This is a genomic window from Paraburkholderia sp. Cy-641, from assembly GCF_011752945.1.
Classification (GTDB): Bacteria; Pseudomonadota; Gammaproteobacteria; order Burkholderiales; family Burkholderiaceae; genus Paraburkholderia.
Window position 1 is genome coordinate 1 of sequence record NZ_VWWM01000073.1, and the last position, 24,262, is coordinate 24,262.

Genomic DNA, 24,262 nt, shown 5'->3' on the forward strand with positions numbered 1-24,262 from the left:
GCACGGTGCCGAGTACGGAAACGCCGGTACGCATCACGTCCATCGGATGCGCGGCGGCCGGAATCCATTCGAGCGCGGCCTTGACGTTGGCGGGCAGTCCGCGCAGGCCCTTGAGCTTTGTTTTATAGGCTTTCAGTTCGGCGGCGGTCGGCAGCTTTTCGTGGACCAGCAGATACGCGATCTCCTCGAATTCGCAGGCACCGGCGATGTCGAGAATGTCGTAGCCGCGATAGTGAAGGTCATTGCCGGTCTTGCCGACCGTGCACAGCGCGGTATTGCCCGCGGTCACGCCCGACAGCGCGACGGATTTCTTCGGTTTGAAGCCGCTTTGCGTTTCGCCTTGTGCTTCCTGACCGCCCACTGCGCCAGCGGTTTGCGTCGTCTCGCTCATCTTCCGCTTTCTCCTGTGTGCCGGCTTGCCGCCGCCGTTTGACCCGCGCGGCTCATGTGCCGGACTGTCCGTTAGCGCCTGCTTGCGCAAACAGCGGCGCCGCTTCTGGCGGAACCGCACGGCCGGTGGTTTGCGCGCGGCGCAGCACCGACCAGTAATAGCGATAGCTCGCGCGGTCATGCAGCGTATCGCGATGACGCGTCGGGCCCCATTGCGCGGACTGCGCGGCCAGCAGGATTTCGGCGGCCGTGGCGATTTCCTCGTCGCGCGGCGCGAACGCGGCGACGATCGCCTCGATCTGCGCGGGGTGGATGCTCCACATGCGCGTGTAGCCGAACTCGTTGCGCGCGCGGGCGGCGTCGTTGGCGACCACGCTCATGTCGCGCACTTCGGTGCTCACGTTATGCGAGGGCACCTTGCCATGCGCATGGCAGGCGGCCGAGATTTCGAGCTTGGCGCGCCGCACGAGCGGATGATCGAACTGGCCCGGCGAGCGCATGGCCGTGTCGGGAATCGCGCCGTCGTGCGCGGAGACGAAATCCATCAGGCCGAAGCTCAGCGCTTCGACGCCCGGCAGCGCGGCCAGCTCGAACACGCGCGTGAGCGCGCCGTGAGTTTCGACCAGCAGTTGCGCCGGCACCGGTTGTGCGATGTTCAGCTCGCGCCGTGTCGCTTCGATGAACGCGACCATTTCGGCCGCATCGTGGACGTTGCGGATTTTCGGCAACGTGATGTAAGCGGGTGCTCGCTTCGCGGCGCGCAGAATCAGGCGCACGTCGTCGCGCCAGTGCGCGTGAGCGAAGTCGTGGATGCGCACGCCGACGCGGCCGAAGCGGTCGTGCTCGCTGCCGAGCAACGACGCGACGAGTTCCGCATGCTCGGCCTCGCGGCCGACCTGGGCGCCGTCTTCGCAATCGAGCGTGATATCGAACACCGGGCCCAGTTGCTGCTGCAACGCGAGCGACTTCAGCATCAGCTTTTCGCTGCCGGCGTAGTGGTCGCAGGCAGGCAGCACAGCGGGCGGCGCTTCGCCGTCAAACAGCACTTCGGCGGGTGTGAGAACGCGCATCTTCGGCGTGAAGGATGGGGTGATTAGAGAAAACCGGATTCGGGCGTGCTCTGCAGAGGCGCTGCGCGGCAACTGCAAAGCAGGCTCGAATCCGTTGCGAACCGCTGCCTTTCAGTGGCGATTTCAACGGCAATTCGCACGGCAATTTGCGCGAAAAAAACCGGAACCCGCCGCGCTGAAGCTTCGGAGTTCCGGTTCGTTTGCATCGGAGGCTTAGCCGAGCAGGTGTTGAACGCCTTCGCGCTCTTCGAGCAGTTCCTGCAGCGTGCCGTCCATCTTTTCGCGCGAGAACGCGTCGATGGCGAGACCTTCGACGCGCTTGTACTCGCCGTTTTCGCAGGTCACCGGCACGCCGTAGATGATGTCTTCGGGGATGCCGTACGAGCCGTCCGACGGAATGCCCATCGTGACCCACTTGCCGTTGGTGCCGAGCACCCAGTCGCGCACGTGGTCGATTGCCGCGTTAGCCGCCGAGGCCGCCGACGACAGGCCGCGCGCTTCGATGATCGCCGCGCCGCGCTTGCCGACGGTCGGGATGAACGTGTTGCGGTTCCATTCTTCGTCGTTGATGAGCTTGGTCAGGTCCTGGCCTTCGGCCGTTGCGACGCGGAAGTCCGGGTACATGGTCGGCGAGTGGTTGCCCCACACGGCGAGCTTTTCGATCGACGCGACCGGCTTGCCCGACTTGGCGGCCAGTTGCGACAGCGCGCGGTTGTGGTCGAGGCGCAGCATCGCGGTGAAGTTCTTCTTCGGCAGATCCGGCGCCGACTTCATGGCGATGTAGGCGTTCGTGTTGGCCGGGTTGCCGACCACCAGCACCTTCACATCGCGGCTCGCGACGTCGTTCAGCGCCTTGCCCTGAACCGTGAAGATTTCGGCGTTGGCCGACAGCAGGTCCTTGCGCTCCATGCCCTTCGAACGCGGACGCGCGCCGACCAGCAGGGCGATGTCGGCGTCCTTGAACGCGACCTTCGGGTCGTCCGTGATCACGACGCCCGACAGCAGCGGGAAGGCGCAATCATCCAGTTCCATCACGACGCCTTTGACGGCGGCTTGCGCTTGCGGCAGATCGAGCAGCTGCAGGATGACCGGCTGATCCTTGCCGAGCAGGTCGCCATTGGCGATGCGGAACAGCAGGGAGTAAGCGATTTGACCTGCGGCGCCGGTGACGGCAACGCGCTTTGCGGGCTTAGCCATTGAGAAATCTCCAGGACGATGCGTTAGACGCTAGGAAAAACGCCATTCTATATGCGCGTTCAGCGAAGCGTTATGAAACACGGCGGATTTACTGCTCGCGTACGGATGTGCCGACGAACCCGGTGCATGCCGGGCCCGGACGGCGCGTTGCGGCAAGACCGCCATGCCGGAAACCTGTACTGCCGAGCGGGACGGGATGGTGCGCTGCCAGACTGCCGCTGCACGGTGCGAACTCCTGCGAACAGCGCGTTTCGGCAAGCGTCTGGCCAGCGGATGGCGGCGAATCGAAACCTGAACTGCGTAGGGAACGGCATGGTGCAGAGTGGTTGCCAGCGCGTCGCGGCACTGCATCAAACAGCTGCCGGAAAACCCCGCAAACCCTTGCTCGACAAGGAGTGTAGGAGTCGACACAGACAAAGTCAACATTATCTTATGTCTTATATAAGACACATCTCTTGCCGGGAAAAGTCTGGACGCGCCCCGGCCCTTTATGATGAAATGCGCGCATGAATTCGAACCCGGCGAATCCTGTGAACCCGAATGGCCAGGGGGCCGCGGGCGAGGCTGTACCCGTTGCCGCACCGGTTGCGTCGCCTACTTTCAGCCCTCTATATCAGCAGATCAAGGGGCTGATTACGCAGAGTCTCGAAAGCGGCGAGTGGAAGCCCGGCGAGATCATCCCGAGTGAAGTCGAACTGGCGGCCCGTTTCAAGGTGAGTCAGGGCACCGTGCGCAAGGCGATCGACGAACTGGCCGCCGACAACCTGCTGGTGCGCCGCCAGGGCAAAGGCACTTTTGTTGCAACGCACAACGAAGATCGCGCGCAGTTCCGCTTCCTGAGACTGCTCGCCGACGACGGCGCCGAGCATCCGCACGTGAGCCGCCTGCTCGAATGCCGGCGCCTGCGGGCATCGGCGGAGATCGCCCGGCAGCTCGATCTGAAGCCGGCCGACCCGGTCGTGCTGATCAAGCGTCTGCTGCAATTCGACGGCGAAGTCACCGTGCTCGACGAGATCTGGCTGCCGGGCGCCGTGTTCCGCGGGCTTACGCTCGAGCGGCTCTCGGAGTACAAAGGCCCCCTCTACGCGATGTTCGAGACGGAATTCGGCACGCGCATGATTCGCGCGACCGAGAAGATCCGCGCGGTGGCGGCCGAGCCTTCCGTGGCGGACCTGCTGCATGTGCCGGCGGGTTTTCCGTTGCTTTCTGTGGAGCGCGTGTCCTATACCTATGGGGACCGCCCCGTCGAAGTCCGGCGGGGTTGGTATGTCACAACCGGGTATTACTATCAGAACGATCTGAGCTGAATTGGGCTGGAACGAGGCGTGGCGTCCTACACGCGTGCCTCTCGGAAGGTGCCTTCATCGCGCTCGCGGCAATCAATCCGTAGGGGTTTTCGCTGCAGCGCGATATAAAAAGGCGCTAAAATCGCGGATTAGTGTGACTACATAGTAGGGGTCTAGCATGGCAGAAGCCGTAAAAAAACCGAGGCCGGAATTCCGGAACATCGGTATTGGGCAAATATTGACGTCGTACCGTCTCCCGCTAGCGGGGCGCGTGTCGATTTTGCATCGCGTGAGTGGTGCCTTGTTGTTTGTATTTCTTCCGTTCCTGCTGTACCTCTTCGATCAGAGCCTGACCTCGGAACTCAGTTTCGACGTTTTCAAGGGCTTCCTCTCCAACATCGTCGTCAAGCTGATCACGCTCGTTCTTGCGTGGGCTTTCCTGTTCCATTTCTGCGCCGGCGTCCGTCACCTCGTGATGGATACGAACCACAACGCGGTCTCGAAGGAAAAGGGCAAGTCGACCTCGGTCGTCGTGTTGGTCGTGTCGTCGCTGCTCACCATCGCATTCGCGGCCAAACTGTTCGGAGCATTCTAAAAAATGTCAGCCAATAACCGAATCGGTTCGAAGCGTCTCGTCGTCGGCGCGCATTACGGCCTGCGCGACTGGCTCGCCCAGCGCATCACCGCCTGCATCATGGCGATCTACACCGTGATCCTGCTCGCCTGGTTCTTCGGCGCGCACGACTTCTCGTACGACGGCTGGGCGTCGATCTTCGCGACGCAGTGGATGAAGCTCGCCACGTTCGTCACGCTTCTCGCGCTGTTCTACCACGCGTGGGTCGGTATCCGCGACATCTGGATGGACTACGTGAAGCCCGTTGGCGTGCGTCTGCTGCTTCAGGCGCTGACGATCGTCTGGTTGCTCGCATGTGCGGGCTACGCTGCGCAGATTCTCTGGAGAGTATAAAAGCATGGTTGCAATCAAGAATTCTCTGCCGCGTCGCAAGTTTGACGTGGTCATCGTCGGCGCGGGCGGCTCGGGGATGCGCGCGTCGCTGCAACTCGCGCGCGCCGGCCTGTCGGTTTGCGTGCTGTCCAAAGTGTTCCCGACGCGTTCGCACACGGTCGCGGCGCAAGGCGGCATCGGCGCTTCGCTCGGCAACATGAGCGAAGACAACTGGCACTACCACTTCTACGACACGATCAAGGGCTCCGACTGGCTCGGCGACCAGGACGCGATCGAGTTCATGTGCCGTGAAGCACCGAACGCCGTCTACGAACTCGAACACTTCGGCATGCCGTTCGACCGTAACGCCGACGGCACGATCTATCAGCGCCCGTTCGGCGGCCACACCGCGAACTACGGCGAAAAGCCGGTGCAACGCGCCTGCGCGGCGGCTGACCGTACCGGTCACGCGCTGCTGCACACGCTGTACCAGCAGAACGTCGCGGCCAAGACGCAGTTCTTCGTCGAATGGATGGCGCTGGACCTGATCCGCGACGCCGACGGCGACGTGCTCGGCGTGACCGCGCTGGAAATGGAAACCGGCGACGTCTACATCCTCGAAGGCAAGACCACGCTGTTCGCTACGGGCGGCGCGGGCCGCATCTTCGCGGCATCGACCAACGCGTTCATCAACACCGGTGACGGCCTCGGCATGGCGGCCCGTTCGGGCATCGCGCTGCAGGACATGGAATTCTGGCAATTCCACCCGACCGGCGTGGCCGGCGCGGGCGTGCTGATTACCGAAGGCGTGCGCGGCGAAGGCGGCATTCTGCGTAACTCGAACGGCGAGCGTTTCATGGAACGCTACGCGCCGACGCTGAAGGATCTGGCGCCGCGTGACTTCGTTTCGCGTTCGATGGACCAGGAAATCAAGGAAGGCCGCGGCGTGGGTCCGAACAAGGATCACGTGTTGCTCGACCTGTCGCACATCGGCGCCGAGACGATCATGAAGCGTCTGCCGTCGATCCGCGAAATCGCGCTGAAGTTCGCGAACGTCGACTGCATCAAAGAGCCGATCCCGGTTATCCCGACCATTCACTATCAGATGGGCGGTATTCCGACGAATATTCACGGCCAGGTCGTCGGTACGCCGAAGGGTCATGAAGAAATCGTCAACGGTTTCTACGCTGTGGGCGAATGCTCGTGCGTGTCGGTGCACGGCGCGAACCGTCTCGGCACGAACTCGCTGCTCGACCTCGTGGTGTTCGGCCGCGCGGCCGGCAACCATATCGTCAAGCACGTGAAGGAACTGAAGGAACACAAGCCGCTGCCGGCCGACGCCGCCGACTTCGCGCTGTCGCGTCTCGCGAAGCTCGATAGCTCGTCGTCGGGCGAGTACACGCAGTCGGTCGCGAACGACATTCGCGGCACGATGCAGAAGCATGCTGGCGTGTTCCGTACTTCGGCCCTGCTGGCCGAAGGCGTCGAAGCGATCCGCGAAGTGGCGGCGCGCGTCGACAACATCCATCTGAAGGACAAGTCGAAGGTGTTCAACACGGCCCGTGTCGAAGCGCTCGAAGTGGCGAACCTGATCGAAGTGGCACGCGCCACGATGGTCTCCGCCGAAGCGCGCAAGGAAAGCCGTGGCGCGCACGCGCACAACGACTTCGAACATCGCGACGACGAAAACTGGCTGCGCCATACGTTGTGGTTCAGCGAAGGCGATCGCCTCGACTACAAGCCGGTTCACATGCAGCCGCTGACCGTCGAATCGGTTCCGCCGAAAGCGCGTACCTTCTAAGGCACAAGTCAAAGGAATTCAGAAATGGCCAAGCGTACATTTGAAATTTACCGCTACGATCCGGACAAGGACGCCGCACCGCGCATGCAAACGTACGAGATCGACATCGACTCGCACGAACGCATGCTGCTCGACGCGCTCGTCAAGCTGAAGGCGCTCGACGAAACCCTGTCGTTCCGTCGCTCGTGCCGCGAGGGCGTGTGCGGTTCGGACGCAATGAACATCAACGGCAAGAACGGCCTCGCGTGCCTGACGAACCTGAACGACCTGCCGCAGAAGATCGTGCTGCGTCCGCTGCCGGGCCTGCCCGTCGTGCGTGACCTGATCTGCGACTTCACGCAGTTCTTCAACCAGTATCACTCGATCAAGCCGTACCTGATCAACGATACGCCGCCGCCGGAAAAGGAACGTCTGCAGTCGCCGGAAGAGCGCGACGAGCTCGACGGCCTCTACGAATGTATCCTGTGCGCCAGCTGCTCGACCTCGTGCCCGAGCTTCTGGTGGAACCCGGACAAGTTCGTCGGCCCGGCCGGTCTGCTGCAGGCCTACCGCTTCATCGCGGACAGCCGCGACCAGGCGACCGGCGAGCGCCTCGACAACCTGGAAGATCCGTACCGTCTGTTCCGTTGCCACACCATCATGAATTGCGTCGACGTTTGCCCGAAGGGCCTGAACCCGACCAAGGCGATTGGCAAGATCAAGGAATTGATGGTTCGCCGCACGGTCTGAGATGGACGCATCGCATCAGTCCGACCCTCTCCGCCGCGCGCGCCTTCGCTGGCGCGCGCGGCGGGGCCTGCTGGAAAACGATCTTTTCATGGAGCGTTTTTTCAGCCGATATGAGCATGACCTCAGCGATGCCGACGTGGGCGCTCTCACGCGCCTGCTTGAGCTGAGCGACAACGACCTGATGGACTTGCTACTCGCGCGCAAGGAACCAGAAGGCGATCTTGCCGACCCGGACGTGGTTCGGGTTCTGGAGTTACTGCGCAACGCTTGAGTGCCGCCAGTCCGTTGATCCAGGCGCAGGCGTGCAATTATCGAAACCCCGTATCCATACTTCGATTGAGGATGTGCTATGACCCCGTCAGATGTTAAAGCCACGCTATCGTTCAGCGACAATTCGCCGAGCGTCGAAATGCCGATCTACAAGGGTACGATTGGCCCGGATGTTATCGACATTCGCAAGCTGTACGGACAGACCGGCAAATTCACGTACGATCCGGGCTTCATGTCGACGGCGTCGTGCAATTCGGCGATTACCTACATCGATGGCGACAAGGGCGAACTGCTCTACCGCGGCTACGCGATCGACAACCTCGCGCAGAACGCCGACTTCCTCGAAACCTGCTACCTGCTGCTGAACGGCGAACTGCCGAACGCCGCCCAGAAGACCGAGTTCGTCGACACCGTCACGAAGCACACGATGGTGCACGAGCAGATGCAGTTCTTCTTCCGCGGCTTCCGCCGCGACGCGCACCCGATGGCGATTCTGGTCGCCGCGGTCGGCGCGCTGTCCGCGTTCTATCACGACTCGCTCGACATCAACAATCCGCGTCACCGTGAAGTCTCGGCAATCCGCATGATCGCGAAGCTGCCGACGCTCGTCGCGATGGCGTACAAGTACAGCATCGGCCAGCCGTTCGTTTATCCGAAGAACGACCTGTCGTACAGCGCGAACTTCATGCGCATGATGTTCTCGAACCCGTGCGAGGAGTACGTGGTCAATGACGTGCTCGTGCGCGCGCTCGACCGTATCCTGATCCTGCACGCGGACCACGAGCAGAACGCGTCGACCTCGACCGTGCGTCTCGCCGGTTCGTCGGGTGCGAATCCATTCGCCTGTATCGCAGCCGGTATCGCGTGTCTGTGGGGCCCGGCGCACGGCGGTGCGAACGAAGCCGCGCTGAACATGCTCGAAGAAATCGGCTCGGTCGACAACATTCCCGAGTTCATCAAGCAGGTCAAGGACAAGAACTCGGGCGTGAAGCTGATGGGCTTCGGTCACCGCGTCTACAAGAACTACGACCCGCGTGCGAAGCTGATGCGCGAAACCTGCCACGAAGTGCTCGAAGAACTGGGTCTGCACGACGATCCGCTGTTCAAGCTCGCCATGGCACTCGAAAAGATCGCGCTTGAAGACGAATACTTCGTGTCGCGCAAGCTGTACCCGAACGTCGACTTCTACTCGGGCATCGTGCAGCGCGCGCTGGGCATCCCGACCTCGATGTTCACGTGCATCTTCGCGATGGCGCGCACGGTCGGCTGGATTGCGCAGTGGAACGAAATGATCGCCGATCCGGAGCAGAAGATCGGCCGTCCGCGCCAGCTCTTCATCGGCGAGACGCTGCGTGAGGCGAAGCCGCTTGCACAGCGCTAATCGCTGATCGACCTCGATACGCGCGCTGCGCCGCGGCATTCGTGCCGCGACCGGGCGAGCAATCGGAGTGAATAAAACGCCTCGACGGGCCCACCGTTGAGGCGTTTTTGTTTTTGCGGCCGCCGCGAGGCGCGTATGTGCCGCAGCGGCATCGCGAAGGTCCCGCGCGTGCCGGGTAACGCCGATACAGGTATCGACACTACCAGCCAACTCCCTGTTTTTTATCGGTTTTTTTCGTTGGATGAGCCGCCCATCGCGGTGCATCGCGTGGCATAATCAACCGACATAGTCAGCCCGCAGTCACTCGTAGTTACTATTTTCCCCGCATACCATGGCACAGACTCTCTACGACAAATTGTGGAACACGCACGTGATCCACACGGAAGACGACGGCACCGCGATTCTCTATATCGACCGTCATCTGCTGCATGAAGTGACCAGCCCGCAGGCGTTCGAAGGCCTGAAGATAGCCGGGCGCCCGGTGTGGCGCATCAGCGCGAATCTGGCCGTGTCGGACCACAACGTGCCGACCACGGACCGCACCCACGGCATTGCCGATCCGGTTTCGAAGCTGCAGGTCGACACGCTCGACACGAACTGCGACGCGTACGGCATCACGCAGTTCAAGATGAACGATCTGCGCCAGGGCATCGTTCATATCATCGGACCGGAGCAGGGCGCGACGCTGCCGGGCATGACGATTGTCTGCGGCGATTCGCATACGTCCACGCACGGCGCGTTCGGCGCGCTTGCGCACGGCATCGGCACCTCGGAAGTCGAGCACGTGCTGGCCACGCAAACGCTCTTGCAGAAGAAGAGCAAGAACATGCTCGTGAAGGTCGAGGGCCCGCTGCCGCGCGGTTGTACCGCGAAGGACATCGTGCTCGCGATCATCGGCAAGATCGGCACTGCGGGCGGCACCGGCTACGCGATCGAATTCGGCGGCTCGACGATCCGTTCGCTGTCGATGGAAGGCCGCATGACGGTCTGCAACATGGCGATCGAAGCGGGCGCGCGCGCCGGCATGGTCGCCGTCGACGACACCACGGTCGAATACCTGAAGGGCCGGCCGTTCTCGCCGCAGGGCGTCGAGTGGGATCACGCGGTCGAGTACTGGAAGCAGTTCAAGTCGGACGACGGCGCGCATTTCGATCACGTGGTCGAACTGAATGCCGCGGAAATCGTGCCGCAGGTTACCTGGGGCACGTCGCCGGAAATGGTCACGTCGGTCGACGGCCGCGTGCCGGACCCGGAACGCGAGAAGGACCCGGTCAAGCGCGACGCGATCGAGCGCGCGCTCAAGTACATGGCGCTCGAACCGAACGCGCCGATCGAGTCGATCAAGCCGGATAAAATCTTCATCGGCTCGTGCACCAATGCGCGCATCGAAGACATTCGCGCCGCGGCTTACGTCGTGAAGAAGCTCGGCCGCCGCGTTGCGCCGAACGTCCGCCTGGCGATGGTCGTGCCGGGTTCGGGGCTCGTGAAGGCGCAAGCGGAGCGTGAAGGCCTCGACAAGGTCTTTACCGACGCCGGTTTCGAATGGCGTGAGCCGGGCTGCTCGATGTGTCTCGCGATGAACGCCGACCGGCTCGAGCCGGGCGAGCGTTGCGCGTCCACGTCGAATCGCAATTTCGAAGGCCGTCAGGGCGCCGGTGGCCGTACCCACCTCGTGAGCCCCGCGATGGCTGCGGCTGCGGCCATCGAAGGGCATTTTGTCGATATTCGCAAGCTTGGATGATCCGCATGATGAAGAACACGAATCGCATCACGCTATTGCGCCGCTTCGCACTCGGCACGCTCGCCGGGCTCCTGCTCGGCCTGGCCGGCTGCAACACGGTGCACGGATTCGGCGAGGACATGTCGCACCTCGGCAATTCGATCAGCAATCACGCTGATAAATAAGCGGTTTTTGATTTTTGCCGGCGATGCGGCGCGCGGCTTTCCTGCCGCCGTTCGCATCGCCCGGTCCTGAACAGGCGCAAGCGTCATGGATAAATTCATCGTACACACCGGCGTCGTGGCGCCGCTCGATCGCGAGAACGTCGACACGGACGCGATCATTCCGAAGCAGTTCCTGAAGTCGATCAAGCGCACGGGCTTTGGTCCGAACGCGTTCGACGAATGGCGCTATCTCGACCACGGCGAACCGGGCCAGGACAACTCGAAGCGTCCGCTGAACCCGGACTTCGTGCTGAACCAGCCGCGTTATCAGGGCGCTTCGGTGCTGCTCGCGCGTAAGAACTTCGGCTGCGGCAGCTCGCGCGAACACGCACCCTGGGCGTTGCAGCAGTACGGCTTTCGCGCGCTGATCGCGCCGAGCTTCGCCGACATCTTCTACAACAACTGCTTCAAGAACGGCTTGCTGCCGATCGCGCTGACCGAACAGCAGGTCGATCATCTATTCAACGAAACGTACGCGTTCAATGGCTTCCAGCTGACGATCGACCTCGAAGCGCAAGTCGTGCGCACGACCGACGGCGGCACCGAATATCCGTTCGACGTCGCGGCGTTCCGCAAGTACTGCCTGCTGAACGGTTTCGACGATATCGGCCTCACGCTGCGTCATGCGGACAAAATCCGCCAGTACGAAGCGGAACGCCTCGCCAAGCAGCCGTGGCTCAATCACCGCCTCGTCGGTTGAACGCACGCAGTTAGCGCGGTTGCGCTCGATCACGTGAGGGCCGTGCGCTCGCGCCCCGGTTCGCACGCTGGATCGTGCTCAAAAGTCTCGAAGAAAATCATCAAGGAATTCGCATGAAGATCGCAGTGTTGCCGGGCGACGGCATCGGTCCCGAAATCGTCAAGGAAGCCGTCAAGGTTCTGAACGTGCTCGGCGAAAAGTTCGAACTCGAAGAAGCACCGGTTGGTGGCGCGGGTTACGAAGCGAAGGGCCATCCGCTGCCCGATTCGACGCTCGCGCTCGCGAAGCAGGCCGACGCGATCCTGTTCGGCGCGGTCGGCGACTGGAAGTACGACAAGCTCGAACGCGCGCTGCGCCCGGAGCAGGCCATTCTCGGTCTGCGCAAGCACCTTGAGCTGTTCGCGAACTTCCGTCCGGCCATCTGCTATCCGCAACTCACGGGCGCGTCGTCGCTGAAGGAAGAGATCGTGTCGGGTCTCGACATCCTGATCGTGCGCGAACTGAACGGCGATATTTACTTCGGCGCGCCGCGCGGCGTGCGCGAGGCGCCGGATGGCCTGTTCGCCGGTGCGAAGGAAGGCTTCGACACGATGCGTTATTCGGAGCCCGAAGTGCGCCGCATCGCGCACGTCGCGTTCCAGGCAGCGCAAAAGCGCGACAAGAAGCTGACGTCGGTCGATAAATCCAACGTGCTCGAAACGTCGCAGTTCTGGAAGGACGTGATGATCGACGTGTCGAAGGAATACGCGGACGTCGAGCTGTCGCACATGTACGTCGACAACGCCGCGATGCAGCTCGTGAAGGCGCCGAAGTCGTTCGACGTGATCGTGACCGGCAACATGTTCGGCGATATTCTCTCCGACGAAGCGGCCATGCTGACGGGCTCGATCGGCATGCTGCCGTCGGCTTCGCTCGACAAGAACAGCAAGGGCCTGTACGAGCCGTCGCACGGTTCCGCGCCGGACATCGCGGGCAAGGGCGTGGCGAATCCGCTCGCCACGATCCTCTCCGCGGCGATGATGCTGCGCTATTCGCTGAACAAGGCCGAGCAGGCCGATCGCATCGAAACCGCGGTGAAGAAGGTGCTCGAGCAAGACTATCGCACCGGCGACATTCTCACGCCGGGTTGCAAGCAGGTCGGCACGGCGGCGATGGGCGATGCCGTCGTGGCCGCGCTGTAAAAAGCGCGAGTTGGCCAGTCAGCGGGCCGTCGAATTCGTCGAATAAACGGCTGCAAAAACAGCCGCAAAAACGAGAATCGGCCCGTATTTAAGGTCGATTTTCGCTTAACAAGCCTGGCGGCGGCGATAAGCGCCGCCGGCTTCCGGTTTTCGTGTATATTGTTGCGATGGCGCAGATCTCCCAAATCTCCTCGATTTCCAAACCGCACGGCACAACAGCCCGTGCGATCGAGTTCGCCATTATTACCATCAAAACGATTACCCCGAAAACGATCACGAAGCGCTGATCGTCCGTCGTGCCCGCCCATCTTCCCCGCGCGGTCACTGCGGGCAAAGATGCGGGGAAGTTTCCATTCGAAGGGTATGAAGTCATGAACGTAGGTCTCGTAGGTTGGCGCGGCATGGTCGGCAGCGTCCTGATGCAACGCATGCAGCAGGAAGGCGATTTCGACTTGATCGAACCGGTGTTTTTCAGCACCAGCAACGCGGGCGGCAACGCGCCGTCGTTCGCCAAAAACGAGACCAAGCTCAAGGATGCGACAAGCATCGACGACCTGAAGAAGTGCGACGCGATTATCTCCTGCCAGGGCGGCGACTACACGAACGACGTGTTCCCGAAGCTGCGCGCGGCAGGCTGGAACGGCTACTGGATCGACGCGGCCTCGTCGCTGCGCATGAAGGACGACGCGGTCATTATTCTCGATCCGGTCAACCTCGACGTCATCAAGAACGCGCTCGTGAAGGGCCAGAAGAATTTCATCGGCGGCAACTGCACGGTCAGCCTGATGCTGATGGCACTGGGCGGCCTGTTCCGCGAAAACCTCGTCGACTGGATGACGGCCATGACGTATCAGGCCGCATCGGGCGCGGGCGCGCAGAACATGCGCGAACTGCTGTCGCAAATGGGCACGCTGCACGGCTCGGTGAAGAGCGAGCTGGCCGACCCGGCTTCGGCGATTCTCGACATCGACCGCCGCGTGCTCGAAGCGATGAACGGCGACAGCATGCCGACCGATCACTTCGGCGTGCCGCTCGCGGGCTCGCTGATTCCGTGGATCGACAAGGACCTCGGCAACGGCATGTCGAAGGAAGAGTGGAAGGGCGGCGCGGAAACCAACAAGATTCTGGGCAAGCCGGCCATGGGTACGCCGGGCTCGATTCCGGTCGACGGCCTGTGCGTGCGGATCGGCGCAATGCGCTGCCACTCACAGGCGCTCACGATCAAGCTGAACAAGGACGTGCCGCTCGACGAGGTGAACAGCATCCTCGCGTCGGGCAACGATTGGGTCAAGGTCGTGCCGAACGAACGCGAAGCGTCGATGCGCGATCTGTCCCCGGCGGTCGTGACGGGCACGCTGTCGGTGCCGGTTGGCCGCGTGCGCAAGCTCGCGATGGGCGGCGAATACCTGTCGGCCTTCACGGTTGGCGATCAGTTGCTGTGGGGCGCGGCCGAACCGCTGCGTCGCATGCTTCGCATTGTGCTCGACAAGTAAAGTAAACTACGCGCTCACGACGCGTAGACAACTCTCAAGAAGCGTCGCGCTTGCGCGGCGCTTTTTTCATTGTGTGCTCCGATTATCTTGTTTCTTTCCAATCGCAAAAAAGGCTGCGCGCTGACGCAGCGGGAGTCCCGATGAACTTTCGACGCTCCGCTCTTCGGGCTATGTCCATCCATCACGATAAAGGTCGATTCAAAGACCGTCTGACGACTGTGGCGGCTGCCGCTGCGTTGGCGCTTGCGCTTGCGGGCGCCGGCATGGGCGGCGCGGTCGCGGCGCCGGTGCCAGCGTCGGCGAGCGCTGCGGCGAGCGCGCCGGAGGCTGGTTCCGCTCCCGCTGTCGTCACCTATGGCGCGGGCAGCCAGTACACGGTGCGGGCTGGGCAGTCGCTGAACGACGCGGCGATCGCCGTCACGCAATCGCATGACAAGGCCGTGCTCGCTCGCTCGACGCACGCGCTGTTCGATACGAATCCGGCCGCGTTCATGAACCACGATCCGAGCCGGCTGCGTGTCGGCGCGATCCTGATCGTGCCGGCGCTGGATGCGTCGGGGGCGCTGGCGGCTTCGTCGGTTGCAGCGGCAGGTGCTGTGGCGGCGGCTTCGGGGACGTCTGGTGCGGCGGTGTCTGCGCCTACGGCATCTGCTTTCGCGCCGGCTGTGCCGGTGTCCACGCCGACGGTGGCTGCTGCGGGCAGTGGTGCTGCGAGCGCGGTCGCGCAGGTCAGCGCTGCGGCTGCGAGTGTGACTAGTGCTGCGACTCAGGTCACAACTCAGGTAGGCACTCAGGCAGCGGCGCAGGTCGCGACGTCTGCCGCGCCCGCAGTGTCTGGTGCGGCCAGTGTGCCGGTTAGCGCGAGCGCGGTGATGTCGGCGACGGCAGCGAGCGGAGCGGCTGCGTCCGCGCCGGTAGCAGGCTCGCAGGCGGCGGCGCTGCCGGCGAGCGGTGCGCAGGAGTGGACCGGATCGGTTCAATCGCCGGCGAGTGTGCCAGCCGCCCAGGCGCAGGCAGCGACGAGCGGTGTCGGCTCGGCAGCCGCTGCCGTGCAGCCGGCTTCGCAGACGCATCCGCAGGTATCGAGCCTGCAGCAATTGCTTGCGCTGAAAAACCGCGTGCTGATGGAGTTGCAGAAGCACGGGATCGGCGGTGCGACGACGGTTGTGGGTGCTGCGCCGACGAACGCTGCGCAGCCTGCGGCGGGCGTCGCGCCGGGGCAGGCGAGTGTGGCGCCGCCGCCGTCGAATGACGATGGCATGTCGCGGCGGAATCTGAGCATCGCTGCGGCGATTGGCGCCGCGCTGGTCGTGCTGCTCTCGGCTCTGCGGATGGGTCGCCGCAAGCGCGAGAAGACGGCTGAGGGTCATACGGCGGATGCGGTGAATCCCGAAATGGCGCAGTCGGCGCAGGCGGGCGATTCGCAGGACGATGCTTCGGCGCGCGGGCAGACGGCGGCGCAGGAAGCGTCGGATGTGCACGGTGATGAAGCGGCTCGGCAGGCGGCTGCGTTGGCGGCAGAACGTGAGGCAGGCGAACAGGTGGCAGCGGAACGCACCGCAGCCGAGCGCGCGGCGGCGGAGCAGGCGGCAGCGGAACGCGCCGCGGCTGAGCGCGCGGCAGCCGAGCAGGCGGCAGCGGAGCGCGCCACAGCGGAGCGTGTGGCAGCCGAACCGGCAGCAGCAGAGCACGCTGCGGCAGAACGTGCCGCAGCCGACCTTGCAGCACCGGCACACGCAGCCACAGAACACTCCACGGCCGAACCTGACGCAACCGCCGCCCCAGCAACCACCCCTCAGGAAACCCTCAACACCGCAGCCACAGCCGCAAGCCCTGCCGTCGGCGCGGAACCCGCCGCCGAGGCTCTGTCGCGCGATCCACTCGAACCTCGCCCCGAATCGGCACCGCAGGAAGAGCGCGCTCATCGTCTGCAATGGGACGACGAATCCACGGGAAGCGAGGCCACAACAAACACCCCGGCAACCCCACCGGCCGAGCCCCAACAGCCCTTGGCCGAGCCGCAAAACCCGGTTCCCGCCCCTGCGATCGATTTCACGCAACACCCGGCCGAACCTGACGCAACCGCGCCGCTCGGTCAACCGCACAGCGATACCGCAGCACCGATTCAACCCACGCCACCCGCACCATCGGCATTTCCGCGCGACGCCGTGGACGCGTTCAGCAGCCTCGACATGCCATTGCCGCCGCGCGTCGAAGCGCCCACCGGCAATGCGGAGCCAGCCGCCCCGTTGTCGACGCAACCGGTCGCCTCGCCCGAAACGACCGCGCAGCAAGCCTTCGCCGCACATGAGCCGGACGACGACGCCCCGCACATCGCCGATCAAATCGCCGCCGGCACCGCCGGTCACGGCGCCGTCGCGGGTTTGGGCGCGGCGGGCTTCGGCGCGCTGAAGCTCGACTTCGACCTCGAACTGCCGCCGAGTCCCGCGCAGCCGTTGCCGGCGTTCACGCAGGCCGATCTCGGCCGCATCGCGCGCAACAAGCTCGAACTGGCGTCCGAGTACATCGAACTCGGCGACCTCGCGGGTGCCCGCGCCCTCATCAACGAAGTGATCGAAGCCAACGATCCGGCCACGCGCACCGAAGCCCGCGCGTTGCTCTCGACCCTCGCGCCGCTGTCGTGAAGCGCATTGCGTTAGGCGTTCAGTACGACGGTTCGGCGTTCGCGGGCTGGCAGTCGCAACCGCACGGCAACACCGTGCAGGACGAACTCGAGCGGGCGCTGCGCGAATTCATGCGCACACCCGTGCAGACCACCGTGGCGGGCCGCACGGACCGTGGCGTGCACGGGCTCGGGCAGGTCGTGCATTTCGACACCGAACTCGAGCGCGTCGATATCTCGTGGGTGCGCGGTCCCAATGCCTTCCTGCCGAAGACGATCGGCGTGCAGTGGGCGAAGCCGATGCCCGACGATTTCCACGCGCGCTTCTCGGCGTTCGAGCGGACCTATTACTACGTGCTGTACGTGAGCCCGGTGCGCTCGCCGATGTTGTCGACGAAGGCCGGCTGGGTGCATACGCCGCTCGACGCCGACGCGATGCGGGCCGGCGCCGTGCATCTGATCGGCGAGCACGATTTTTCGGCGTTCCGTTCGTCGCAATGTCAGTCGAAGACGCCGTTCAAGCATCTGTACCAGATCGACGTGAAACAGCACGGTAACTTCGTGCATTTCCGCTTCCGCGCGAACGCGTTCCTGCACCACATGGTGCGCAACGTGATGGGCTGTCTGATTGAAATCGGCAGCGGACGCCGGCCTGCCGGCTGGATGGCCGACGTGCTCGCGAGCCGCAGTCGCGATTGCGCGGCGCCGACCTTCATGCCGGACGGCCTGTATCTCGCGCAGGTGGGCTATCCTGAACAATTCGCCGTGCCCGCGCCGGTAACCGGCAGCGTGCCGTGGAGCAGCGTATGGACCGAACAACCGAAAACCTGAAAGCAGTCGAGCAACCCGCGAACCAAGCCGGTGCAGGCGACTCGCCAGGCGTGCCGCATCGCACGCGCATCAAGCTGTGCGGGCTGTCCAGGCCCGAGGACGTCGCCCATGCGATCGATCTCGGCGCCGACGCGATCGGCCTCGTTTTCTACCCGCCGAGCCCGCGCTCGGTGAGCGTCGCTCAGGCGGTCGAGCTCGTGCACGACGTGCCGCCGTTCGTGTCGGTCGTCGGCCTGTTCGTCAATGCGACGCCGGACTGGATTCGCGAAGTCGCGAGCAACGTCAATCTCACGCTGCTGCAATTTCACGGCGACGAGACCCCGGCGCAGTGCGAAACCCTTGCCAGCATTGCGGGTTTGCCTTGGTTGCGCGCGCTGCGGATTGCGGCGGATACTCAACCGGCCGATTTGGTAAAATCGGCACTTAACTATTCAGCAGCCAGTGGCCTTCTATTCGATACGCATGTCGAAGGCTATGGCGGCGGCGGGAAGGTTTTCGATTGGTCACTTATTCCAGCAGAGCTCGCGCATCGGGCCGTTTTGAGTGGTGGGTTGAACGCGCAAAACGTCAGTGATGCGATCCATCGCGTGCGCCCATACGCGGTCGATGTCTCGAGCGGCATCGAAGTCGCGGGCGCCAGGGGCGTGAAAGATCACGCCCGGATGGCGGCGTTCGTACGCGCGGTGCGCACCGCGGACGCCGAATGATTCAGGTTCGCGGCTCTCTCGCATGAAAGCCGCGAGCCATTCTGAGAAGAGTGATCACCATGTACAACTTGCCTGACGAAAGAGGCCATTTCGGCCAATTTGGCGGTGTGTTCGTCGCCGAAACGCTGTTTTCCGCACTCAACGAGCTGCGTGAAGCCTACGAGAAATATCAGAAAGACCCGGAGTTCGTCGCCGAATACGAGCGCGAACTCAAGTATTTCGTGGGTCGTCCTTCGCCGATTTATCACGCCCAGCGCTGGAGCGAACTGCTCGGCGGCGCGCAGGTTTATCTGAAGCGTGAAGACCTCAACCATACCGGCGCGCACAAGATCAACAACGTGATCGGCCAGGCGCTGCTCGCCAAGCGCATGGGCAAGCCGCGCGTGATTGCCGAAACCGGCGCCGGCCAGCACGGCGTGGCCACGGCGACGATCTGCGCGCGCTTCGGTATGGAGTGCGTGGTCTACATGGGCGCCGAAGACGTGCGTCGCCAGGCTGCCAACGTGTACCGCATGAAACTGCTCGGCGCGACGGTCGTGCCGGTGGAATCGGGCTCCCGTACGCTCAAGGACGCGCTGAACGAAGCGATGCGCGACTGGGTCACCAACGTCGAAAACACGTTCTACATCATCGGCACGGTCGCGGGTCCGCATCCGTATCCGATGATGGTGCGCGACTTCCAGCGCGTGATCGGCGACGAATGCCGCGTGCAGATGCCGGAACTGGCCGGCCGTCAGCCGGATGCTGTGATCGCGTGCATTGGCGGCGGTTCGAATGCGATGGGTATCTTTTACCCCTATATCGACGACACTTCCGTGCAATTGATCGGCGTCGAAGCAGCCGGTGACGGCCTCGAAACGGGCCGCCACGCAGCCTCGCTGATCGGCGGCAGCCCCGGCGTGCTGCACGGCAACCGCACGTACCTGCTGCAGGACGAAGACGGCCAGATTATCGAGACGCATTCGGTGTCGGCCGGTCTCGACTATCCGGGCGTGGGCCCCGAGCATGCGTGGCTAAAAGACAGCAATCGCGCGCAATATGTCGCTATCACCGACGAAGAAGCGCTCAAGGCATTCCACGATTGCTGCCGCATCGAGGGCATCATCCCCGCGCTCGAGTCGAGCCACGCGCTCGCTTACGCGATGAAGCTCGCGCCGACGCTGCCGAAGGACAAGGTCCTGCTGGTCAACCTGTCGGGCCGCGGCGACAAGGACATGCACACGGTCGCCGAGCGATCGGGCATCCAGTTCTGAGCCGCGACGATGCGCGACGAGTTCGACGAGCCGCAGCCGGCGCTTGAAATCACGAATCCGGCCGCCGGGGTAACGGCGGCCGCGGCATCGGCGCCGCTGCTGGCGCAGGTGCCGGCCGGCATTCAGCTGTTGAACCGCGATTTTCTGACCGACGTAGCGAACATTCCCGACGGGTCGATCGACCTGATCGTCTGCGATCCGCCTTATGGGCTGGGCAAGGACTACGGCAACGATTCCGACATGCGTACGGGCGAGGACTTTCTCGTCTGGACGCGCGGCTGGCTCGAGCTTGCGGTACCGAAGCTCAAGCCGTCGGGTTCGCTCTATATTTTCTGCACCTGGCAGTACGCGCCGGAAATCTTCAGCTTTCTGAAGACAAAACTCGTGATGATCAACGAAATCATCTGGGACCGGCGCGTGCCGAGCATGGGCGGCACCACGCGCCGCTTCACGTCGGTGCACGACAACATCGGTTTCTTCGCGGTGTCGAAGGACTATTTCTTCGATCTCGATCCCGTCCGCATCCCGTACGATGCAGTCACGAAGAAGGCGCGTTCGCGTAAGTTGTTCGAAGGAAGCAAGTGGTTGGAGCTTGGCTATAATCCCAAGGATGTCTGGTCGGTCTCGCGCCTGCATCGGCAGCATGCCGAACGTGTGGCGCACCCGACCCAGAAACCTCTGGAAATCGTCGAGCGGATGGTGCTGTCCAGCTGCCCGAAAGGCGGCCGGGTGCTCGACCCGTTCATGGGCAGCGGCACCACCGCGGTCGCTTGCGTCCGTCATCAGCGCGAATTCGTCGGCTATGAGATCAATGAAAGCTACTGCGCGATAGCGCGCGAGCGCGTGAGCGCCGCCGCTTCGCCACCTGTGCCGCGTCGGGCCAGAGCCAGGCCGAAAGTGCAGCCGCCGACCGAAGTGCAGTGAAAAGCGTGACAGTTGCCGCGAACATGCAGCAAATACACTGTAACGAGCATGCAGTAGCCCTAATCCGAGAATATTTCCATGTCCCGTATCAAGAACACGTTTGCCGCGCTGTCCGCCCAGGGTAAGAAGGGCTTGATCCCGTTCATCACGGCCGGCGACCCGGACCCGGCTCGCACCGTCGAATTCATGCATGCGCTCGTGGCCGGCGGTGCCGATGTCATCGAGCTTGGCGTGCCGTTTTCCGACCCGATGGCCGATGGTCCCGTGATCCAGCGGTCGTCCGAGCGCGCGCTGGAGCGCGGCGTGACGCTGCGCCAGGTGTTCGCCGACGTCAAGCGCTTCCGCGAAACCGACGACAAGACGCCGGTCGTTCTGATGGGCTACGCAAATCCGATCGAGCGGATGGGCGCCGAAGCGTTCGCGAAGGCGGCCAATGAAGCCGGTGTCGATGGCGTGCTGGTGGTCGATTATCCGCCCGAGGAATGCGTTGATTTCGCCGAACAGATGCGATCTGCCGGCATCGATCCGATATTTCTGCTTGCCCCGACCTCAACTGACGAGCGTATCGCCGAGGTCGGCCGGATCGCCAGCGGCTACGTCTACTATGTGTCGCTGAAAGGGGTGACCGGCGCGGCGAATCTGGACGTTTCCAGCATCGCGAGTAAAATCCCGGCCATCAAGTCGCGCGTCCCCCTGCCGGTGGGCGTCGGTTTCGGCATTCGCGACGCGCAAGCGGCGCGCGCGGTAGCCGGTGTGGCCGACGCCGTCGTGATCGGCAGCCGTATCGTTCAATTGCTCGAACAGGCAGCGCCCGACGCCGCTGCCGAGACGCTGACGCGTTTCATCGCCGAAGTGCGCGAGGCGCTCGATAGCGCCGCGACTGCCCGATAACAGTTATTTTTGTCGCTGTCACGTGAGCGGCGGGTTCGTCCCGCCGTTCGCGCAACCGTGACCCAGAAGGATTCCCTATGAGCTGGCTCGATAAGCTGCTGCCGCCGAAAATCAAACAAACCGACCCGAAGAACCGCAAGGGGATTCCGGAAGGCCTGTGGATCAAGTGCCCTTCGTGCGAAGCCGTGCTGTATCGCAACGACGTCGAGGCCAATCTGCATGTTTGCCCGAAGTGCGACCATCACATGCGTATCGGCGCGCGTGAGCGGCTCGACGGCCTGCTCGATCCGGAAGGCCGCTACGAAATCGGCCAGGAAATCGTTCCGGTCGACGCGCTCAAGTTCAAGGACAGCCGCAAGTACCCGGATCGCCTTAAAGAGGCGATGGACGAAACCGACGAAACCGACGCCATGGTCGTGATGGGCGGCGCGATTCACACGCTGCCGGTCGTGGTCGCATGCTTCGAGTTCTCGTTCATGGGCGGCTCGATGGGTTCGGTGGTCGGCGAGCGCTTTGCGCGCGGCGCACAGAACGCGCTCGAACAGAAGGTGCCGTTCATCTGCTTTACCGCTTCGGGCGGCGCGCGGATGCAGGAAAGCCTGCTGTCGCTGATGCAGATGGCGAAAACCACGGCGATGCTCACGAAGCTCGCCGAAGCGAAGCTGCCGTTCATCTCCGTACTGACCGATCCGACGATGGGCGGCGTGTCCGCGAGCTTCGCGTTCCTCGGCGACGTCGTGATCGCCGAGCCGAAGGCGCTGATCGGCTTTGCCGGCCCGCGCGTGATCGAACAGACCGTGCGTGAAAAGCTGCCGGAAGGTTTCCAGCGCGCCGAGTTCCTGCTGCAGAAGGGCGCGATCGACATGATCGTCGACCGTCGCAAGCTGCGCGAGGAAATCGCGCAATTGCTGGCGTTGCTGAGCCATCAGCCGGCGGATGCCGTGGCGTAAAGCCGGCCGTACCGCACGTCGTACAGCAATTTGCTCTGCCGCTTCGCCGCGAAAAACACGCGGCGGCGGTCAGAGAAATCGTCAAAAAGAGCGCGCCGCGTGAGCAATCAAGCGGCGCGCTGTCATTTCCGGGATAATTGCGGTCTCTTGCAATGCGACGGCGATTGCCTCTGGCGGAAGCCGCAACGAAAGAGGCTGCGCGGCTTTCTTTGTGCGCATAAACCGCGCTGGCGCGCGTGTCGGCTCGACCTGAACCGCCGGGCCCGCGCCTATTCATAGCGTTGCCACTAGCACTGCCGGACCGAAAACTCGCGAACGAACCCGCGAACCACCCGCGAAGACTCTCGACTCACTCAAGATTCACCCGATGACGACATTCCCCACCCTCGACGCGTGGCTCACGCACCTTGAATCCGCGCATCCGGTCGGCATCGACATGGGTTTGGGCCGCATCTCCAAGGTGCGTGACGCAATGCAGTTGTCGTTCTCCTGCCCGATCATCACGGTCGGTGGGACGAACGGCAAAGGCTCGACCTGCGCGATCATGGAAGCCATTCTGTTGCGCGCGGGCTTCACGGTCGGCTGCCACACGTCGCCGCATCTGCTGTCGTTCAACGAGCGGGCACGAATCAACGGCGAGATGGCGAGCGACGCGGACCTGCTGCCGCACTTCGAAACCGTCGAAGCCGCGCGCCTGAGCCTTGCCGAGCCCGTCACGCTGACTTATTTCGAATTTACGACGCTCGCGATCATGAGCCTGTTCGCGTCGCGCGGGCTCGATGCGGTGATCTTCGAAGTCGGTCTGGGTGGCCGTCTCGACGCCGTCAATATTCTGGACACGGACTGCGCGATCATCACGAGCATCGACCTCGATCACATGGATTATCTCGGCGATACGCGCGAGAAAATCGCCTTCGAAAAAGCCGGCATTTTCCGTCCGGGCAAGCCGGCGATCTGCGCGGACCCGGTGCCGCCGCAATCGCTGATCGATCACGCGGAAAAAATCGGCGCCGAGCTGTGGCTATTCGGCCGCGATTTCCGTTACGAAGGCCAGGCGGGCAGCGAGCGCCAACAGTGGAGCTATGTCGGCCCGACGCTGCGGCGCTCGGCGCTTGCCTATCCGTCGCTGCGCGGCGCGAATCAGCTGATCAACACATCGGCGGCGCTGGCCGCGCTCGAAGCATTGCGCGACCGCCTGCCGGTGTCGGCGCAGGACATCCGGCTCGGCATCGCCAACGTCGATCTGCCGGGGCGTTTCCAGGTGCTGCCAGGCAAGCCGTCCATCGTGCTCGACGTCGGCCACAATCCGCATGCGGCTGCGGTGCTCGCGCAAAACCTCGGCAACATGGGCTTTTTCCCGTACACGTACGCGGTGTTCGGCGCGATGCGCGACAAGGACATCGCCGGCGTGCTCAATCACCTGAAGGGCGAGATCGATCACTGGTGCGTGACCGATCTGCCGACCCCGCGGGCGGCGTCGGCGCAGGAGCTCGAAACGGCATTGCGCGAGCAGGGCGTGAGCGAGGGTGGGGGCGCCGACAGCAGCGTGACGCGTTACGCGAGTCCGGCAGAAGCTTTCCAGGACGCGCTAAAACGCGCGTCGGAGAATGATAGAATCGTGGTTTTCGGCAGTTTCTATACGGTAGCAGGTGTGATGGCCTACCGGAAATCGCAGCAACACTGAGCGGGCGCCAG

Annotated in this window: 23 protein-coding genes; 20 read left to right on the forward strand and 3 right to left on the reverse strand. The window is 63.4% G+C overall.

What is annotated here, in order from left to right:
* From F3J20_RS28160 to F3J20_RS28170, 3 genes are all read right to left on the reverse strand, one after another.
* A partial coding sequence (locus F3J20_RS28160; protein ID WP_275691491.1) for a citrate/2-methylcitrate synthase occupies positions 1-391 on the reverse strand: 391 nt, incomplete at its 3' end.
* A gap of 52 nt (positions 392-443) precedes the next feature.
* Positions 444-1,460: an aldolase/citrate lyase family protein gene (locus F3J20_RS28165; RefSeq protein ID WP_167285489.1), complete on the reverse strand. Its 1,017-nt coding sequence runs from the start codon at positions 1,458-1,460 to the stop codon at positions 444-446.
* A gap of 213 nt (positions 1,461-1,673) precedes the next feature.
* Positions 1,674-2,657 carry a malate dehydrogenase gene (locus F3J20_RS28170; RefSeq protein ID WP_062128179.1) on the reverse strand — a complete coding sequence of 328 codons (984 nt, stop codon included), beginning with the start codon at positions 2,655-2,657 and terminating at the stop codon, positions 1,674-1,676.
* 506 nt (positions 2,658-3,163) lie between these two features.
* Between F3J20_RS28170 and F3J20_RS28175 the strand changes: the two genes are divergently transcribed.
* The 20 genes from F3J20_RS28175 (at position 3,164) to folC (ending at position 24,251) form a co-directional block, all read left to right on the forward strand.
* Complete coding sequence (locus F3J20_RS28175; protein WP_167039069.1) at positions 3,164-3,964, forward strand: GntR family transcriptional regulator; 801 nt, start codon at positions 3,164-3,166, stop codon at positions 3,962-3,964.
* A 157-nt stretch (positions 3,965-4,121) separates the two neighbouring features.
* Complete coding sequence (gene sdhC, locus F3J20_RS28180) at positions 4,122-4,538, forward strand: succinate dehydrogenase, cytochrome b556 subunit (protein WP_167039071.1); 417 nt, start codon at positions 4,122-4,124, stop codon at positions 4,536-4,538.
* A gap of 3 nt (positions 4,539-4,541) precedes the next feature.
* Entirely contained in the window at positions 4,542-4,910 is a 369-nt protein-coding gene (sdhD, locus tag F3J20_RS28185) for a succinate dehydrogenase, hydrophobic membrane anchor protein (RefSeq protein WP_167039073.1), read from the forward strand.
* Positions 4,911-4,914: 4 nt separating this feature from the next.
* Positions 4,915-6,690: a succinate dehydrogenase flavoprotein subunit gene (sdhA, locus tag F3J20_RS28190; protein ID WP_167285490.1), complete on the forward strand. Its 1,776-nt coding sequence runs from the start codon at positions 4,915-4,917 to the stop codon at positions 6,688-6,690.
* Positions 6,691-6,714: 24 nt separating this feature from the next.
* Positions 6,715-7,419, forward strand: a complete 705-nt coding sequence (locus F3J20_RS28195) for a succinate dehydrogenase iron-sulfur subunit (protein WP_167039077.1) — start codon at positions 6,715-6,717, stop codon at positions 7,417-7,419.
* 1 nt (position 7,420) lies between these two features.
* Positions 7,421-7,690, forward strand: coding sequence for a succinate dehydrogenase assembly factor 2 (locus F3J20_RS28200; protein WP_167039079.1), 270 nt, complete (start codon positions 7,421-7,423; stop codon positions 7,688-7,690).
* A gap of 78 nt (positions 7,691-7,768) precedes the next feature.
* Positions 7,769-9,070, forward strand: a complete 1,302-nt coding sequence (gene gltA, locus F3J20_RS28205; protein ID WP_167039081.1) for a citrate synthase — start codon at positions 7,769-7,771, stop codon at positions 9,068-9,070.
* A 331-nt stretch (positions 9,071-9,401) separates the two neighbouring features.
* Positions 9,402-10,811 carry a 3-isopropylmalate dehydratase large subunit gene (gene leuC, locus F3J20_RS28210; protein ID WP_167039083.1) on the forward strand — a complete coding sequence of 470 codons (1,410 nt, stop codon included), beginning with the start codon at positions 9,402-9,404 and terminating at the stop codon, positions 10,809-10,811.
* 5 nt (positions 10,812-10,816) lie between these two features.
* Entirely contained in the window at positions 10,817-10,975 is a 159-nt protein-coding gene (locus F3J20_RS28215; protein ID WP_167039085.1) for an entericidin A/B family lipoprotein, read from the forward strand.
* 85 nt (positions 10,976-11,060) lie between these two features.
* Positions 11,061-11,714, forward strand: coding sequence for a 3-isopropylmalate dehydratase small subunit (leuD, locus tag F3J20_RS28220; RefSeq protein ID WP_167039087.1), 654 nt, complete (start codon positions 11,061-11,063; stop codon positions 11,712-11,714).
* Between the two features lie 113 nt (positions 11,715-11,827).
* On the forward strand, positions 11,828-12,895 hold the full coding sequence (gene leuB, locus F3J20_RS28225) for a 3-isopropylmalate dehydrogenase (RefSeq protein ID WP_167285491.1): 1,068 nt from the start codon (positions 11,828-11,830) through the stop codon (positions 12,893-12,895).
* A gap of 371 nt (positions 12,896-13,266) precedes the next feature.
* Positions 13,267-14,388, forward strand: a complete 1,122-nt coding sequence (asd, locus tag F3J20_RS28230; protein ID WP_167285492.1) for an aspartate-semialdehyde dehydrogenase — start codon at positions 13,267-13,269, stop codon at positions 14,386-14,388.
* A 140-nt stretch (positions 14,389-14,528) separates the two neighbouring features.
* A complete protein-coding gene (locus F3J20_RS28235; RefSeq protein WP_167285493.1) occupies positions 14,529-17,033 on the forward strand; it encodes a FimV/HubP family polar landmark protein in 2,505 nt (834 codons plus the stop codon).
* Entirely contained in the window at positions 17,030-17,842 is an 813-nt protein-coding gene (gene truA, locus F3J20_RS28240) for a tRNA pseudouridine(38-40) synthase TruA (protein ID WP_167285494.1), read from the forward strand. The genes F3J20_RS28235 and truA overlap by 4 nt, the downstream gene beginning before the upstream one ends.
* Positions 17,818-18,549: a phosphoribosylanthranilate isomerase gene (locus tag F3J20_RS28245; RefSeq protein WP_167285500.1), complete on the forward strand. Its 732-nt coding sequence runs from the start codon at positions 17,818-17,820 to the stop codon at positions 18,547-18,549. The genes truA and F3J20_RS28245 overlap by 25 nt, the downstream gene beginning before the upstream one ends.
* A gap of 59 nt (positions 18,550-18,608) precedes the next feature.
* Positions 18,609-19,802, forward strand: a complete 1,194-nt coding sequence (gene trpB / locus F3J20_RS28250; RefSeq protein WP_167039097.1) for a tryptophan synthase subunit beta — start codon at positions 18,609-18,611, stop codon at positions 19,800-19,802.
* Between the two features lie 9 nt (positions 19,803-19,811).
* Complete coding sequence (locus F3J20_RS28255; RefSeq protein WP_167285495.1) at positions 19,812-20,726, forward strand: site-specific DNA-methyltransferase; 915 nt, start codon at positions 19,812-19,814, stop codon at positions 20,724-20,726.
* Positions 20,727-20,804: 78 nt separating this feature from the next.
* A complete protein-coding gene (gene trpA, locus F3J20_RS28260; RefSeq protein ID WP_167039101.1) occupies positions 20,805-21,617 on the forward strand; it encodes a tryptophan synthase subunit alpha in 813 nt (270 codons plus the stop codon).
* Positions 21,618-21,694: 77 nt separating this feature from the next.
* Positions 21,695-22,567, forward strand: coding sequence for an acetyl-CoA carboxylase, carboxyltransferase subunit beta (gene accD, locus F3J20_RS28265; protein ID WP_167039103.1), 873 nt, complete (start codon positions 21,695-21,697; stop codon positions 22,565-22,567).
* A gap of 367 nt (positions 22,568-22,934) precedes the next feature.
* Positions 22,935-24,251 carry a bifunctional tetrahydrofolate synthase/dihydrofolate synthase gene (folC, locus tag F3J20_RS28270; protein ID WP_167285496.1) on the forward strand — a complete coding sequence of 439 codons (1,317 nt, stop codon included), beginning with the start codon at positions 22,935-22,937 and terminating at the stop codon, positions 24,249-24,251.
* Positions 24,252-24,262 lie beyond the last annotated feature (11 nt).

Excerpts from the sequence above, each read along its gene's own strand:
- folC (WP_167285496.1), top strand. The coding sequence starts at position 22,935 with ATGACGACATTCCCCACCCTCGACGCGTGGCTCACGCACCTTGAATCC.
- leuB (WP_167285491.1), top strand. The coding sequence starts at position 11,828 with ATGAAGATCGCAGTGTTGCCGGGCGACGGCATCGGTCCCGAAATCGTC.
- leuC (WP_167039083.1), top strand. The coding sequence starts at position 9,402 with ATGGCACAGACTCTCTACGACAAATTGTGGAACACGCACGTGATCCAC.
- accD (WP_167039103.1), top strand. The coding sequence starts at position 21,695 with ATGAGCTGGCTCGATAAGCTGCTGCCGCCGAAAATCAAACAAACCGAC.
- trpA (WP_167039101.1), top strand. The coding sequence starts at position 20,805 with ATGTCCCGTATCAAGAACACGTTTGCCGCGCTGTCCGCCCAGGGTAAG.
- F3J20_RS28245 (WP_167285500.1), top strand. The coding sequence starts at position 17,818 with ATGGACCGAACAACCGAAAACCTGAAAGCAGTCGAGCAACCCGCGAAC.
- F3J20_RS28235 (WP_167285493.1), top strand. The coding sequence starts at position 14,529 with ATGAACTTTCGACGCTCCGCTCTTCGGGCTATGTCCATCCATCACGAT.
- sdhA (WP_167285490.1), top strand. The coding sequence starts at position 4,915 with ATGGTTGCAATCAAGAATTCTCTGCCGCGTCGCAAGTTTGACGTGGTC.
- F3J20_RS28195 (WP_167039077.1), top strand. The coding sequence starts at position 6,715 with ATGGCCAAGCGTACATTTGAAATTTACCGCTACGATCCGGACAAGGAC.
- F3J20_RS28170 (WP_062128179.1), bottom strand. The coding sequence starts at position 2,657 with ATGGCTAAGCCCGCAAAGCGCGTTGCCGTCACCGGCGCCGCAGGTCAA.
- sdhC (WP_167039071.1), top strand. The coding sequence starts at position 4,122 with ATGGCAGAAGCCGTAAAAAAACCGAGGCCGGAATTCCGGAACATCGGT.
- F3J20_RS28200 (WP_167039079.1), top strand. The coding sequence starts at position 7,421 with ATGGACGCATCGCATCAGTCCGACCCTCTCCGCCGCGCGCGCCTTCGC.
- trpB (WP_167039097.1), top strand. The coding sequence starts at position 18,609 with ATGTACAACTTGCCTGACGAAAGAGGCCATTTCGGCCAATTTGGCGGT.
- asd (WP_167285492.1), top strand. The coding sequence starts at position 13,267 with ATGAACGTAGGTCTCGTAGGTTGGCGCGGCATGGTCGGCAGCGTCCTG.
- leuD (WP_167039087.1), top strand. The coding sequence starts at position 11,061 with ATGGATAAATTCATCGTACACACCGGCGTCGTGGCGCCGCTCGATCGC.
- F3J20_RS28255 (WP_167285495.1), top strand. The coding sequence starts at position 19,812 with ATGCGCGACGAGTTCGACGAGCCGCAGCCGGCGCTTGAAATCACGAAT.
- F3J20_RS28215 (WP_167039085.1), top strand. The coding sequence starts at position 10,817 with ATGATGAAGAACACGAATCGCATCACGCTATTGCGCCGCTTCGCACTC.
- gltA (WP_167039081.1), top strand. The coding sequence starts at position 7,769 with ATGACCCCGTCAGATGTTAAAGCCACGCTATCGTTCAGCGACAATTCG.
- F3J20_RS28165 (WP_167285489.1), bottom strand. The coding sequence starts at position 1,460 with ATGCGCGTTCTCACACCCGCCGAAGTGCTGTTTGACGGCGAAGCGCCG.
- sdhD (WP_167039073.1), top strand. The coding sequence starts at position 4,542 with ATGTCAGCCAATAACCGAATCGGTTCGAAGCGTCTCGTCGTCGGCGCG.
- F3J20_RS28175 (WP_167039069.1), top strand. The coding sequence starts at position 3,164 with ATGAATTCGAACCCGGCGAATCCTGTGAACCCGAATGGCCAGGGGGCC.